The organism is Tepidiphilus olei, assembly GCF_006980705.1.
Classification (GTDB): domain Bacteria; phylum Pseudomonadota; class Gammaproteobacteria; order Burkholderiales; family Rhodocyclaceae; genus Tepidiphilus; species Tepidiphilus olei.
In genome coordinates this window covers 98,281-112,727 of the sequence record NZ_SBHO01000008.1, presented here as the reverse complement: position 1 = coordinate 112,727, position 14,447 = coordinate 98,281, and the positions used below count along the sequence as shown (strand labels likewise).

10 protein-coding genes and 2 pseudogenes are annotated in these 14,447 nt (G+C 59.3%); 4 read left to right on the top strand and 8 right to left on the bottom strand.

The genetic code is table 11. The features are described from left to right. Positions 1-191: AbrB/MazE/SpoVT family DNA-binding domain-containing protein (locus EPD80_RS09305; protein WP_142811290.1), on the bottom strand; the 191-nt coding region annotated here is incomplete at its 3' end. Positions 192-770: 579 nt separating this feature from the next. Between EPD80_RS09305 and EPD80_RS09300 the strand changes: the two genes are divergently transcribed. The 3 genes from EPD80_RS09300 (at position 771) to EPD80_RS11360 (ending at position 3,322) form a co-directional block, all read left to right on the top strand. Further along, positions 771-2,117 (top strand): class I SAM-dependent methyltransferase, encoded by a 1,347-nt coding sequence (locus tag EPD80_RS09300; protein ID WP_142811288.1) that lies wholly within the window; start codon positions 771-773, stop codon positions 2,115-2,117. A 94-nt stretch (positions 2,118-2,211) separates the two neighbouring features. After that, positions 2,212-3,000 (top strand): SapC family protein, encoded by a 789-nt coding sequence (locus EPD80_RS09295; RefSeq protein WP_142811286.1) that lies wholly within the window; start codon positions 2,212-2,214, stop codon positions 2,998-3,000. A gap of 157 nt (positions 3,001-3,157) precedes the next feature. Beyond that, positions 3,158-3,322, top strand: coding sequence for a hypothetical protein (locus EPD80_RS11360; protein WP_185957757.1), 165 nt, complete (start codon positions 3,158-3,160; stop codon positions 3,320-3,322). A 160-nt stretch (positions 3,323-3,482) separates the two neighbouring features. Here EPD80_RS11360 and EPD80_RS09290 read toward each other — a convergent pair whose 3' ends face one another. From EPD80_RS09290 to EPD80_RS09270, 5 genes and pseudogenes are all read right to left on the bottom strand, one after another. Next, positions 3,483-3,791 (bottom strand): DUF962 domain-containing protein, encoded by a 309-nt coding sequence (locus tag EPD80_RS09290; protein ID WP_142811284.1) that lies wholly within the window; start codon positions 3,789-3,791, stop codon positions 3,483-3,485. A 47-nt stretch (positions 3,792-3,838) separates the two neighbouring features. Then, on the bottom strand, positions 3,839-5,839 hold the full coding sequence (locus EPD80_RS09285; protein ID WP_142811282.1) for an acetoacetate--CoA ligase: 2,001 nt from the start codon (positions 5,837-5,839) through the stop codon (positions 3,839-3,841). Between the two features lie 33 nt (positions 5,840-5,872). Next, on the bottom strand, positions 5,873-7,822 hold the full coding sequence (locus tag EPD80_RS09280) for a sigma-54-dependent Fis family transcriptional regulator (RefSeq protein ID WP_260677390.1): 1,950 nt from the start codon (positions 7,820-7,822) through the stop codon (positions 5,873-5,875). A gap of 301 nt (positions 7,823-8,123) precedes the next feature. Further along, positions 8,124-8,633 carry an acetone carboxylase subunit gamma gene (locus EPD80_RS09275; protein ID WP_142811278.1) on the bottom strand — a complete coding sequence of 170 codons (510 nt, stop codon included), beginning with the start codon at positions 8,631-8,633 and terminating at the stop codon, positions 8,124-8,126. Between the two features lie 59 nt (positions 8,634-8,692). Beyond that, positions 8,693-10,449, bottom strand: a pseudogene (locus EPD80_RS09270) (hydantoinase B/oxoprolinase family protein); the annotation flags it as partial. Positions 10,450-10,463: 14 nt separating this feature from the next. On the opposite strand from EPD80_RS09270, the gene EPD80_RS09265 reads away from it, so the two are divergent. Beyond that, on the top strand, positions 10,464-11,534 hold the full coding sequence (locus EPD80_RS09265; RefSeq protein ID WP_221928935.1) for an IS630 family transposase: 1,071 nt from the start codon (positions 10,464-10,466) through the stop codon (positions 11,532-11,534). A gap of 1 nt (position 11,535) precedes the next feature. Here EPD80_RS09265 and EPD80_RS09260 read toward each other — a convergent pair. Both EPD80_RS09260 and EPD80_RS09255 read right to left on the bottom strand, forming a co-directional pair. Then, positions 11,536-12,150 (bottom strand): annotated as a pseudogene (locus tag EPD80_RS09260) (hydantoinase B/oxoprolinase family protein); the annotation flags it as partial. Positions 12,151-12,163: 13 nt separating this feature from the next. After that, complete coding sequence (locus EPD80_RS09255; RefSeq protein WP_142811272.1) at positions 12,164-14,335, bottom strand: hydantoinase/oxoprolinase family protein; 2,172 nt, start codon at positions 14,333-14,335, stop codon at positions 12,164-12,166. Positions 14,336-14,447: the final 112 nt, after the last annotated feature.

The window sequence follows — 14,447 nt, the reverse complement described above, 5'->3', positions numbered from 1 at the left end:
GCCACGTCATCTTGCGTGATGCCCAGTTCCTCCAACTTGGCCCGTACCGCGTCGGCCTGCTGCAGGCGAACCGGCGTCAGCACGATCTTGCCGTCCTGAACCGTGACGTCGTAGTAGTCGGCCTCGCCCACGCTCTGGACGATGGCCTTGGGCAAGGTGACCTGGTTCTTGCTCGTGCGCTTGGTCAGCATGGCAATCTCCGAAAGTAATGAAGTAAGGAATCAAATTTTAGCGAGTTTTCAGGCCAATGCAACCAGGAAAAAACAAAGGCACCCTTAAAAGCTGGCCGACGGCGCTACGTCGATGGCCACACGGGCATCAGAGCCCCGCAAAGGCCCCCGGCAGCGCCTCGGCAGCGGGTTTCCCCTTGGAAACCCGCCAGCAAGCCTTCTACGGGCCCACACGAGCGCCGACAACAAACCCGCTCGCGCGGGCGCGTTCGCGGCTACAATGGCTTCTTGCCGTAGCCGTAGGCAAGGCAGCTGAGGATGACAACAAAGTCGAGAGGGGGTTGGACGTAGACACGGCGAGGCTTTTAGGCTTTTTGCCCTGCAAGCGGTATCCCCAGCGCCAGAGCTGGGCGCCTGCGAGGAACTGTAGGCGCAAGAGGGGCAATCGTTCAAGGCGCTGGCCGGGCTCTTTACGCAAGGCGACGATGCGATTCCCCCGCGCTTTGTGGATCCCGGAGCGGGCGAGGTGACGTCCTCAGGAAGTACTCGACGACATCTTCCAGAGAAAAAAGCGCATCGATGAACCAGAAGGGACAAACAATGAGTGACTGGACCGCCGGCTACGTGGCCGACATTGGCTACACCTACGGCTACTACAACGAATTGAATCCCCTGCGCATCAAGCTGGCGTTTCTGAACCAGGGCTTGGTATTTCCCGAGGTGGGATCAGCCTGCGAACTCGGCTTCGGCCAGGGACTGTCGGTCAATTGCCACGCCGCCGCTTCGGTGACCCAATGGCACGGCACCGACTTCAATCCCAGCCAGGCCAGCTTCGCCCAGGAGCTGGCGGCTGCATCGGGTGCGGGCGCGAAGCTCTATGACCAAGCCTTTGCCGACTTTTGTCACCGGCCCGACCTGCCCGACTTCGATTACATCGGCCTGCACGGCATCTGGAGCTGGATTTCGGACGACAACCGAGCGGTCATCGTCGACTTCATCCGCCGTAAGCTCAAAGTCGGCGGCGTGCTCTATATCAGCTACAACACCCTGCCCGGCTGGGCCAGCTTCGCTCCCATGCGCCACCTGATGGCCGAACACGCCCAAGCCATGGGCGCCGCAGGCACGGGCATCGTCAGCCGCATCGATGGCGCCATCGCCTTTGCCGAGAAACTGCTGGCCACCAACCCTCTCTTCAGCCGTGCCAATCCTTTGGTGGGCGAGCGCTTCAAGAAACTCAAGGAACAAAACCGCCACTATCTGGCACACGAATACTTCAACCGCGACTGGCACCCGATGCACTTTGCCACCATGGCCGAGTGGCTGACTGGCGCCAAGATGCAATATGCCTGCTCCGCGCACTATCTGGACCACGTCGAGGCCATCAACCTCACCGCCGAGCAGCAAGCCTTGCTGCGGGACATACCCGACCCCATGTTCCGCGAGACCACCCGCGACTTTATGGTCAACCAGCAGTTCCGCCGTGATTACTGGGTCAAGGGGGCGCGCAGGCTGAGCATGCTGGAGCAAGCCGAGGCCTTGCGCAGCGAGCGCCTCGTTCTCGTCGTCCCGCGCGATCGAGCAAGTCTCAAGGTCACGGGCAGCCTCGGCGAAGCCAACCTGCAAGAAGCCATCTACGTGCCCATTCTTGACGAACTAGGGGATCACAAACCCAAAACCCTCGGCCAGCTCGCTAGCCCCGTCACCGGCGGGGGCGTCCCCGTGAGCCGCTTCGAGCAGCTCTTTCTGCTCGCCCGCCAAAGCGGCCACAAAACCCTACAAGATTGGGCCCGCTTCGCCTGGAGCCTGCTCGCCGCCCAGGGCCAGCGCCTCGTCAAGGAAGGCAAGCCACTGGAGACCCCCGACGACAACCTCGCCGAGCTCTCCGGACAGGCCAGCGAGTTCGCTGAGAAACGCTTGCCGCTGTTGAAGAGCCTGGGAGTGGCGTAAGCGCATGCGCCCTTCGCCCGAAGGGCGGGGTTTTTCTTCTCCTGCGCGCATTCGGCTGGAATGCGCCACTGAAAGGACAAAAGGAGCTTATTGAATGCCGAACTACCAAGCCGTGACCAAAAGCGCGCACGCGCATCTGCGCTGGAAGCGCTACGACAGCTACGCCTTTGCATCGATGGATGCCGTTGCCCCGCTGGTGATGCAGGAGCTGCCCAAGGCCTGTATGACGCTGCCGATTGCCTTCGTCGCGCAAGACGACAAGTTCATCCCTGTAGCGGTGCAGGGTCTGCACCCCGGTCAGAACCTCTTCGTCGCCCCCGACGGCCGCTGGCTGGGTGGATATATCCCGGCGATCTACCGGAGTTACCCCTTCGCCCTGGCGAATGCTGAAAACGACCAACTCGTGCTGTGCGTGGATGCCGACAGCGGCCTGCTCTCGGACAGCGAGGGCGAACCGTTCTTCGACGAGCAGGGTCAGCCCAGCCAGCCGGTCAAAGACGTGCTGAACTTCCTGCAGCAGGTGCAAGCCAACCGCACGCTCACTGCGCGCCTGTGCGCCGCACTCGCCGCTGAAGGGCTGATCCAACCGTGGTCCATCACCCTCGAGACCGAAGAGGGAGAGAAGACCGTCCAAGGGCTGTACCGCATCGATGAAGCCGCATTCAACGCCCTGCAGGGCGAAGCGCTGTACCGCATCCACCAGGCCGGAGCGCTGCCGCTGGTCTACTGTCAGTTGCTGAGCATGCAGCACCTGCACATGCTGGGCAAGCTGACCGCAGCGCATGCCCGAGTGAAGGCACAAAGCCAGCCCGCCACCCGGGCCGGCGAACTCGATCTCGATTTTCTGAACAACCACGGCACCATCAGCTTCAGACCGCATTGAGGGGGCTGTCGCGGGCCAAAATAGTTTGATCGTGATGGAGCGGACGCAGGGCAAAAGCGGCCCTATCGTCGATATTCCCGGAACGCCTCGATCGTCAAGCCGACGTCTCGTGCAATTTGGCGCAGCAACGGGGGCGAGATATCCATTCCTGGGTGGCATGACACGCTCGTGCAGCGAGGTCACCACGGGTGCCGAGATCGCCCTGACGCGCCGCGCCGCGACCGAGATTCCCCTCGGAACGCCCAGCCAGTACGGCGAACGCGGCGAAGACCGTGCCCGGCTCGTCGATCGACGCTGCACGTGCACATCGACCTTGACGTAGTTCATGCGATAGCGATCGGCCGGGATTTGCAACTTCAACCCTTCGCAAGACACACAATGGTCCTTGCCTACCACGCGCTCGTAGTGCTCGCACAACACGTCGTCGAGACACACTCTCTCCGGCGAAAGAATCTCGAGGGGTTTACTCGTTCAGCTTCCGCTCAGAATTTTATTTTTCCAAAAAGCATATCCCGGAACATCACCCAATCCCCCATCAAGCTATAGAGGGGATACGTAAAAGTCGCCGGTTTATTCTTCTCGAAGAAGAAATGGCCGACCCAGGCGAAACCATAGCCGACCACGGGTGCCAGCAAGAGCGCCAGGAAATGCCCCGTCAGCAAGACGTAGGCAATGACCACCAAAACGAGTAAAGAGCCGACGAAATGCAGACGGCGGCAGGTAGGATCACGGTGCTCATCCAGATAAAACGCATAAAATTCGCGAAAATCGCGAAACTCCCTTTTCGCCATAACGTTCTCCTTATCTCAAATGCGCCACATCCTTCGGGCGCCACCCCTCACGCCGAATCGGAAGCTTCGACCTCTTCCCTGCGTCGTTGGGCAAATTCCAAGAACCAATCCAGGCTCTGGGGATTGGCCATGGCATCGCGATTGAGGATCTTCTCCGGCGCAAAGCCCAGCAGCAGTTTCTTGATGGGCAGCTCGAGCTTCTTGCCGGTAAGGGTGCGCGGCACCTCCGGCACGGCAAAGATCTCGTCGGGCACATGCCGCGGCGAGACGTTGGTGCGTATGGTCTGCTTGATGCGCTCAACCAGCGTCTCGTCGAGCTCCACCCCGGGACGCAGAACGACGAAAAGAGGCATGTAGCTTTCGCGACCGAGGTATTCCAGATCGACCACGAGGCTGTCGAGCACCTCGGGCAGGCTCTCCACTGCGCGATAGATTTCGCTCGTTCCCATGCGGATGCCGTGGCGATTGATGGTCGTATCGCTGCGCCCGTAGATGATGACCCCGCCGCGCGGGGTGATGCGGATCCAGTCGCCGTGGCGCCACACGCCCGGATACATCTCGAAGTAGCTCTCGCGGTAACGTTTGCCTTCGGGATCGTTCCAGAAATACAATGGCATCGACGGCATGGGGGCGGTGCACACGAGCTCGCCCACTTCGTCGATCAAGGGATTGCCGTGTTCGTCGAACGCTTCCACCCGTGCGCCGAGGCAACGACCTTGCATCTCACCAAGGTAGACGGGCAAGGTCGGCACACCGCCGACGAAGGCGCCGGCGAAGTCGGTTCCTCCGGAGATCGGATTGATCCATACGTCGGGGCCGAGCTGCGCTGCCAGCCAACGATAGCTCTCCGGCGACAGGGGCGAGCCGGTCGAACCCACGCTGCGCAACCGACTCAGATCGGCCTCGGAGCGCGGCACGATGCCCGCTTTCTCACAGGCAGCGTAGAAGGCTGCCCCCGCCCCGAGAAAAGTAACTCCGGCCTCGCCCGCGAAACGCCACAAGGCGCCGTAATCCGGCCAATGGGGGCTACCGTCGTAGAGCGCCAGGGTCGCGCCCGTCAGCAAACCGCCCACCTGGCAATTCCACATGATCCAGCCGGTGCTCGAATACCAGTTGAAGCGATCACGCGGGCCAACGTCGAGGTGCAGACCCACCAATTTGACGTTTTCCAGCATGATGCCGCCGTGCCCATGGACGATGGGCTTGGGCAGGCCCGTCGTGCCCGAGGAATAGACGATCCACAAGGGATGGGTAAAGGGTAGGGTCTCGATGTGCAGCGGCACATCACCTGCAACCGCTTCATCCCAAGGTGCCTCGCCTCGTACCCCCAAGGAAGGGGACTGTGGGTCTAGATAAGGCAATACGAGGGTACGCTCGACACTGGGCAAGCCTTCGAGGAGGGCGCGCACCGTCTCGCGCCGATCGTAGGGACGGCCGCCCCATTGATAGCCGTCGACGGCGATCAAGACCTTGGGCTCGATCTGGCGAAAGCGATCGAGCACGGTCGGAGCGCCCATGTCCGGCGAACACACCGACCAGATCGCCCCGACCGCGGCGCTCGCAAGAAATGCCACCACCGTCTGGGGGACGTTCGGCAGATATGCCGCCACCCGATCGCCGGGGCGCACGCCCGCAGCGCGCAACCACGCGGCGAGCGCAGCCACCTGTCGCTGCAGCTCCGACCACGACAGCTCACCGCCTTGGCCGCGCTCGTTGCGAAATACGATCACCGGACGATCTGCCGTGGCATGGCGAAACACCTGATGCACGTAATTCGTTTTCGCCGAAGGAAACCATTGGGCCCCGGGCATGCGTCGGTCGACGAGCACGCGCCCGTCCCATCCCTCCAACGGCAGCGCGAAATAGCGGGCGATCGCTGCCCAAAATCCCTCCAAGTCGGTCACCGACCAATTCCACAGAGCATGGTAATCGGCAAAGCGCAAGCCTTCTTCCTGCGCCAGCCAGGATTGGAACCGCGTCAAGGTCGCCTCGGCGATACGCTGCGGCGACGGGGTCCAAATGATTTCGGGAGTATCGATAACCGCCATCTTCCATTATTCCTCATTACTGTAAAACTGTGGTCAGTTCTTGCCTCTCGTCCTCACGACGGCATGCCCGAGGCCGTAGCGCTTGACCTTTTCATAGAGCGTACTCTTGGCGATTTTCAAGTCGGCCGCTGCCCGCGTCAGGTTGCCGCCGTGCGTGGCGATCGCGCGCATGATGGCGATTTTCTCCGCCCCTATCAGGGTAATCGTCCCCTCCAAGGGACGGTCTCCCTCGGCGGTGGCAAGTTTTTCGTCGGTCGGAACACTCCCCTGCCAAATCTCCGGCGGAAGATCATCCCTCTCGATCCATTCTCCTTCGCTCATCAACAAAGCGCTCTCGATCACGTTGCGCAGCTCTCGGACATTGCCCGGCCAAGCGTATTGCTGCAGACAGGTGAGTGCCTCCTCGCTCAAGGGTTTGGCGGGAAGTCCATGCCGGCCGGCGAAGTGGGCGACGAAATGTGCCGCGAGTACCGCCACGTCCCCCTTGCGCTCGCGCAGGGGAGGAATCATGACGGTGGTCACAGCGATGCGGTAGAAGAGATCCATGCGAAAACGCCCTTCCTCCACTTCGCGGCGCAAATCACGGTGCGTTGCCGCGATCAGGCGAAAATCCACCTTGCGTGGGGTGTTTTCACCGAGGCGATAAATTTCGCCGCGTTCGAGCACCCGCAACAAATGCGGCTGCAAATCGAGCGGCATCTCGCCGATCTCGTCGAGGAAGAGCGTGCCGCCGTGGGCCGCCTCGATCTTGCCGACCATGCCACCACGACGCGCCCCGGTGAATGCGCCCTCGGCATAGCCGAAGAGCTCGCTGGCGAGCAGTTCGCGTGACAGGCCGCCGCAGTTGAGCGCGACGTAAGGACCAACGGCGTGAGGACCGGCGCGGTGAATGCCCTGGGCGAACTCTTCCTTGCCAACCCCCGTCTCGCCGAGTAGCAGAATTGGTACTTTGGCCCGCGCCAGACGATCGGTCTTGTGGATCAATGCTTGCATCGCCGGATCGGCGGTGACGATACCGGCAAAGGCATGGGGCACGCTTTCGTTGGGAAGGTACTGACGCTCGCTGGTGCCACGCGCCGCCCGGCCCACCCGTGGCAAAGGCAGATGAACGACGGCGCCGAGACGCTCGCCCTGATCGACAATCGCCTCCATCCATTCGGGGCGCAACCAGGGCGGCACGGTTGGCGTATCTCGCGCCGAGTTCATGGGACCGACGAGCCGGGAAGGACGGGAAAAATCGATCACTCCCCCCAAGGCTTCGATCGCCGCCCGGGCATTTGCGCTCGCCCAGATGGGGTAACCCCGTCGATCGACGACGAGTAGACCATCACTGTGGCTGCGGGATCGCGCCACCTCGAGCAAGCGATAGCGCAGTTCCATCTCTTGCATCGTGATGCGGCTCTCGATGCGCTGCGCCGCAGTGACGACGAGGGCCAAGCTCTGGCGACTGAAGGAATGAGATAGGCCGGAGACGTCGAGCACGCCGAGGATCTCGCCGTCGTGGGGGTGGCGGATCGCCGTCGCGGCGCAGCTCCAGCGCTTAAATCCAGCGCAAAAATGCTCTGCGGAATGAATTTGTACCGGCTGCGCCAACGTCAAAGCTGTACCAATAGCGTTGGTACCACACTTTTCCTCGCCCCACCCCACCCCTGGTTGCAAATGGACAATCTGGGCCGCATCAAGGGTGGAAGCATCCCCTTCCATGGTTAAGATCGTACATGAGGGATCAGCAAGCAACATTACGGTGCCCGTTTCGCGCAAAAAATCCCGCGCACAGGCCATCACCGGCGCGCTCGCTTGCAACAGCTCACGCTGCCCTGCCTTGATCTCCTCGAGGTAAGATTCGGCGATCGGCGGGGGAGCAGCCACCTGGCGCGGATCGACCGCGAAGCGCCGACATCGCTCCCAGGACCGTGCGACCAGGTCTCGCAAGGAAAACACGGGCTCGCGCTCGCCGGCAAGGAAGCGCTCCCATGCCGTCATCACCGCGCGCTCTTTTTCTGGCTCAGGGAATGACTCCCTCTGCCTCTGTGCTCGAACCCCCATCTGCTCCTCCCCCCAGATCGACGAGATGACAATGTGCAGCGGCTCTCGTTCTTGTTCAGAGACAACAAAAACCCATGTCACCACATAAGCTTACACCAATCTTCAGCGGAAGCAACGGTAGCCACGGGCAAAAGGGAAGAAGAATTTGTCAAACTTTACCATCATTATAGCTTCTATTATATATCAAAAAATCATAAGACATGCGCAGCACCGCGATGGGAGGCGCCGCGCATGCACGTTAGTCCAGCGCCCGCTCCGGTACCGGCAGCCCCAGCCATTCTTTATAGAACGCTTCGATGTCCGGTTCAAAGTCGTGGATCACCGGGTACCACGGCGTGGGCGCTTCCACGTCGTGCAGCGTGCCGCACTCGGGGCAGTAGTATTCGCGATACACTTGCCAGGCGGGATCGGGGGCCATCAGCTTGGGATAGATCTCGGTGAGCGCCTCTTCCGTGTCGCGCACGTAGATGACGGCGTGCATCTTCCAGTTCTGGCGGTAGTCGCAGAATTCGTGGCCGCAGTCGCACTTGGTCACCCAGCGCTTGTCGGCGGCGGTCTGCACGATGTAGAGATGCGGCCCCAGAGGCAGGATGATCTTGTCCTTCCAGCCGAGTCGCTCCTGCAGCACTTCTACATAAAGACTAAATCGTTCCGCATCTTTTGGCATTGAAAGCATGCGAAAAACCGTATCCCAATCAAGTCGACCGTCGACTAATTTGGCCACCTGCTCTTTTGTATAAGCACTCATTTATTTGTCTCCTCTGCAATTTGAGCGGGCATAAAAATGCCCGCCGTAACATTTAATCACTATTCTTCAACGAGCACCACAGGATGCACATCGGGTAATTTGCTGAGATCCATACGATAGTGGGCACCATAAGAAGGCACTTCAAGCTCATCTTCAGTGAGCTCCCAATCAACCGGCAAATCCCAGAATTTTTTGAAATCAGCATAGAACTTCTTCGACAAACTGAAGCTCGTTGCATACATGTGCCGTACCGGCGCATTTGCGTGTTTCGTCACAATACGCGCTCTTTCATCGCGCATCCAATCTTTCACAGGAACCGCCCGGCGAAGTCTTTCTTTACGGATTTCCGCTCGTCTGCTTGCCGTTTTTTCAGGATCGACGGACCATATTCCTTTATCGTCCTGGATCAATACAGCGCCATAAACTTTCCTGGCGTAATCCGGAAGAAGAAGGCCATTGTTCAAATCCTGAGCTATCGCTTTAGGATCCCTGTCAATCGGATCACCAAATCCTGGACCTCCACGAAGGTAATTAAGATACAAATCATAATCCTTGAAGCATTTTTCAGTCGTAATTGCTTGCTTATCTCGTTTTACTCTAGCAGTTGCATTGATATGTTGCTCATAAGTTGGTGCACCCGGGTTCAAGTCACCCCCCAATGGGATCGTTTCATTGGCTTCTATCCTTTCTTTGATACCAGTATCATGGGCCTCAAAACGATAACCAACTGCGGATGGGTAGCCTCCCATCAACCCCCAGTCAGCATTCATATAACCATTTCCCATAAAGTACATTGTCCAATCTTTGGCATTCCATACCATACGCAAGGTTTCAAAACCGCAGCCACCGCGGTACTTACCATATCCACCCGTATTTGCTTTGACATTTCTACCAAGATACAGCAGAGGTTCGATCATCTCCCAAATCTCGATATCTCCCATGTCACCTTCGGGGTTCCAAATAGCAGCGGCATGATTTAAACCATCTTTTATCGCACAGGCACCAGTACCACATGCAGCCATCTCGAAACTATTGACGGCATGTACCTCACCATTAGGCAACATTCCACCGCCCTGTAAAATGTTGGTTGTTAATGCATTTCCAGAGTTAACTTCTTCTAGATATCCTCTACTGAAATAGGATTGTGACAAACCACGCCATAAGGCGCTCCATCCAGACATCAGAAAATACCAAGAACATCCGTGAGCTGTTCGACGATCATCGGGATTCATCCACGTTCCTTTCGGCAATCGGAATTGGGTCCCATAATAAGCACCATCATTTATTCGTTGCGTCGGAACTAGGGTCTGGGTCATCATCACCCATATCCCACTGGTAAATGCAACCTGATTTGCATTGAACTGATGCCATCCCCAACGACTAGCCCCTTCAAAATCAAGTTTCCACGTTCCATCAGGTCTAATCGTCATTTCACAAGGTGAATGCATGATAGTATTTACTTTTGCATACTCTGAAGGAGTATCGAAATCTTCATGCCCATGTGGTACATCAATAAAAGCAACTTTTCTGTATTTACCAGGAATCGTCATGGCTTTGATGCGATTCTGCAAACCCCTACGTCCTTCTTCGATAACTTCATAGGTAAATTTTTCATAGGCATCTAACCCTTCTTCTTCAATGACCTCTTGAATAAGATCACGTACCATATGGCAACCAGCTATTCGAGTGCGTTCATCGAGAATCCAATATTTTGTCGTACGAACTGAACGCTGGCTTTCATGTAGCCAATCACGCAAGGGTACGTCATTATTAACCCGGCAATATGACTTACGATATAATAACCCAATCCGTTTCTTTTCATGAGATTTGATGATCATGGAAAAGATCGACACCCGTAAGCTGCCTCGTGAAGTGCTGGAGGAGAAACGCCGCATGGCAATACGGCTGCGTGAGGAGTTGAACCTGACGTGGAAGGAGATCGCGCGGCTGGTGCAAGTGCATTTGACGACGGTACTGGGCTGGTCCAAACGCTATCAGCAGGCAGGAGAAGCGGGGCTGCAAGACCGGCGCCGTGGGCGGGCCCAGGGCGAGGGCAGGCGGCTGAGCTCGGAGCAAGAACGCCGGATCCAGGAGGTGCTGCTGCACGATACGCCCTCGCAGCACGGCATCGAACGGGCGCTGTGGACACGCGAGGCGGTGCGTGCGCTCATCACCCGTCTGTGTGGCGTAACGCTGCCGATTCGCACGGTGGGCCTGTATCTGCATCGCTGGGGCTTGAGGCCGCAGCGGCCGATGAAACGGGCGATCGAACAGGATGCGGCGGCGCTGCAGCGATGGCAACAAGAGGTTTATCCCCAGATCGCCGAGCGGGCCAAGAAAGAAGATGCCGTGATCTACTGGGCCGATGAGACGGCGGTACAGCAAGACGCACACTGGGTACGGGGCTACGCCCCGCCGGGCAAGACGCCGGTGCTGGCGCAGGCCTCGCAACGCACGAAGCTCACCCTGATCTCGGCGCTCACCAACCAGGGGCGGATGCACTTTGCCCTGCAGGAAGAGGCCATCGACGCGCAGCGCTTCCGCAGCTTTCTCGAGCGTTTGGTGGCGGATACCGCCCCGCGCAAGGCCTTCGTGATCGTGGACAACCTTGCAGTGCATCACGCCCGGGCGGTACGCGAGTGGGTCAAGGCGAATCTCGAGCGCATCGAACTCTTCTACCTGCCACCTTACGCCCCCGAGCTCAACCCTGATGAGCTGCTCAACCGTGACCTCAAGACCGAGCTGCGGCGGCTCGACCGCACCCGCGACAAGCAGACGCTGCGAGAAAAAGCGAATGCCTTCCTGCAGTATGTGCAACACACGCCGGAGCGGGTAAAAGGCTATTTCAAGCATAAAACCATGGAATACATCGTTCAATCGGGTGTTTTGCTGCCGGGTTAATAACTCCCGTTTTTCGGCAAGTAGCAACGAAGCCATCTCCAAAACGAGATGCTTGCCCAGCTGACATAGAACCAGGAGCAACTCCACCCGTATCGATCACGTGAGTGACTCCACCCACCCATCCAACAAGTTTGCCCTCAACAAAAATGGGTACGATTGTGGCAACATCGCAAGTATGGACATTACCAATGGCGCAATCGTTGTTGGTGAACATGTCCCCCGGGTTGATGCCGGGATTGCTCTCCCAATCGTTCTCGATCATGTACTTGATCGCCGCGCCCATGGTACCGACGTGGATGATGATGCCGGTGGAAGTGAGCACGCAGTCGCCAGCCGGGTTGTAGAGGGTGAAGCACAGCTCCCCTTCCTGCTCGACGATGGGGCTCGCGGCGATCTTCTTCGCCGTTTCGCGGGCATGCACCAGGCCGCCGCGCAGTTTCGAGAAGAGCTTCTCGTAGCGGATCGGATCGCTCTCGCGCAGCTCGAGCTTTTTGAGGCCGTTGTAGTGACCGGTCTTGGCGGTACGCTCGAGAATGCCGTCGCGGAACTGCTTCAAGGTCATGCCGTTGCCTAGCAAGCTGCCGACCCGGGTTGCATTCGGGTTCATGATGTTCATGGATGTCTCCTCCTCAGATTTCTTTCAGATGGAACAGGCGATGCTTGTCGAGCCGCACTTCGAACCCGGTGGGAACGACCAGGGTGGTGGCATCCGACTCGATGATGGCCGGCCCCGTGATACGGTTGCCCGGTTTGAGCGCCTCCATCTTCCAGATCGTCGCTTCGACCCACTTGTGGTGGCGATAGAATGGGCGCGTACCGAGTTTCGCTTCCGCCGCCGGATTCGGGCCGCCATCGGGATCTTCGGGAAGTACCGGTTTTTGCGTCGCCACGTAGCCGCGCATGATGGCGCCGGTGACCGAGAAACCGAGTTCGGGCGAACGGGCCGAATGGGAATACACCCGCCCATAGGTGTTCTCGAACGCCTCCACCATCTTGTCCCAGTCCTGTTCGGTGCGAGCCTGGGCCACCGGCGACTCGATCTCGAGGTCGTTGAGCTGACCCATGTACTGCATGCGGTAGCCGGGGCGCAGCATCACGTCCTCGGGCTTGAATCCGTTGATGACGAATTCCTCGACCACCTTGGCGGCGAGTTCCTGCCAGGCGTCCATCAGCACGGCACAGGCGGCCACCTTGTCGGTGTCGCTCGCATGCTGGGGCAAGGCCAGGTCGACGCTCTTGTCGTAGCGGTATTCGAAGTCGGCGCAGGCACAACCGAAGGCGGAGAATCCTGCCGCCCAGGCCGGGATGATGACGTCGCGGAATCCCGCTCCCTGCGTATAGCCATAGGTGTGCACCGGGCCGGCGCCGCCGTAGGAGAAGCAGACGAAGTCGGTGGCGCTGTAGCCCTTGCCGCTGATGGTTGCCCGCAGGTAGTCGCGCAAGTGCAGGTCGAGCAATTCGATGACGCCGGCGGCGGCGTCTTCCACGCTCAGGCCGAGCGGGTCGGCGATCTGCGCCTTGAGATGCTGGCGCGCACGCTCCACGTCGAGCTTGATCGCCCCGCCGAGGAAGTTGTTCGGGTTGAGATACCCCAGCACGACGTGACAGTCAGACACGGTGACGGTATCGAGCCCGCTCTCCGGCCAGCAGGTCCCCACTCGGTAACCGGCGCTGTCGGGCCCTAGCTTGATGCCGCCGCTATAGGGGTCGATGCGCACGAAGGAACCCGCTCCGGCCCCGACCGAATCCATCGACACGAGCGGCAGCGAGAGCACGAGCCGCGCCATGTCCGGGTCGGAGGCGATGGCGAAGTTACCCTTGGTGATGAGCGCCATGTCGAAACTGGTGCCGCCGATGTCGCTGCAGGCGATGTTGTCGTAGCCCAGTTTCTCGCCGAGCAGTTTCGAACCGATCACCCCGCCGATCGGCCCGGAGACGATGGTGCGCGCCAGTTCCTTCGCCTTCCAGCTGATGGTGCCGCCGTGGGTGGCCATCACGCGCAGGTCGAACTTGGCGCCATGCTTCTTGAAGCGGTCATTGACTTTCTTCAGAGTCTGCCGCGAAGGTTCGGCGGCATACGCCTCGAGCACGGTGGTGTTGGTACGGTGGCTCTCCTTGCGCGAGGGGTAGTAATCGACCGAGGCGAAGACGGGGATTTTCACGCCGAGCTTGTCGAGTTCTTCGAGGCAGACGTCGCGGGCACGACGCTCGTTGGTCGGATTCTTGTGCGATTGCAGCAGCGAGATGACGATGGCTTTGGAGCCGGCGTCGACCAGTTCCCGCACGGCTTGGCGGACCTCGTTCTCGCGCAGGGGCACGACGATCTCGCCTTGTACGTCGGTGCGTTCGGTCACCCCCCGAGTGCGCGACAGCGGCACGAGGGGTTCGTCGTAGCGGTGGGTATTGAGGTGGATCCGCTCCTCCAGCGCGTAGCCGAGGTAGGATTGGATCGCCCGGCCCATCGAATGCACGTGCTCGAAACCCTTGTTGCAGATGAGCCCGACTTCCAGCCCCTTGCGCTGTACGACGCGGTTGAGCATCGCCGTACCCGAATACACGCCCGTGACGAGTTCGGGATAGACGTCATCGACGGTGCGGTTCCAGTGCGCGAGCGCATCCTGCGACGAGTTGTAGATGGCGAGCGACTCGTCTTCGGGATTGCTCTGCGCCTTGCCGACGACGAAGCGGCCATCCTCGCGGACGAAAAAGGTGTCGGTCATCGTGCCGCCGGCGTCGATTCCCAGTACCTGGACTTTGGAAGTCTGCCCCCCGGCTCGAGAGGTCTGCTGTCCGGTCTCCATATGTGTCTCCTCCTCGTTTGACGAACGACGTTCGTGGATGAACGCCCATCTACCAAGGAGCAAGCCTCGTGCCATGTTCGACTTGATGCGCCGCAACAGCGAATTCACCCAA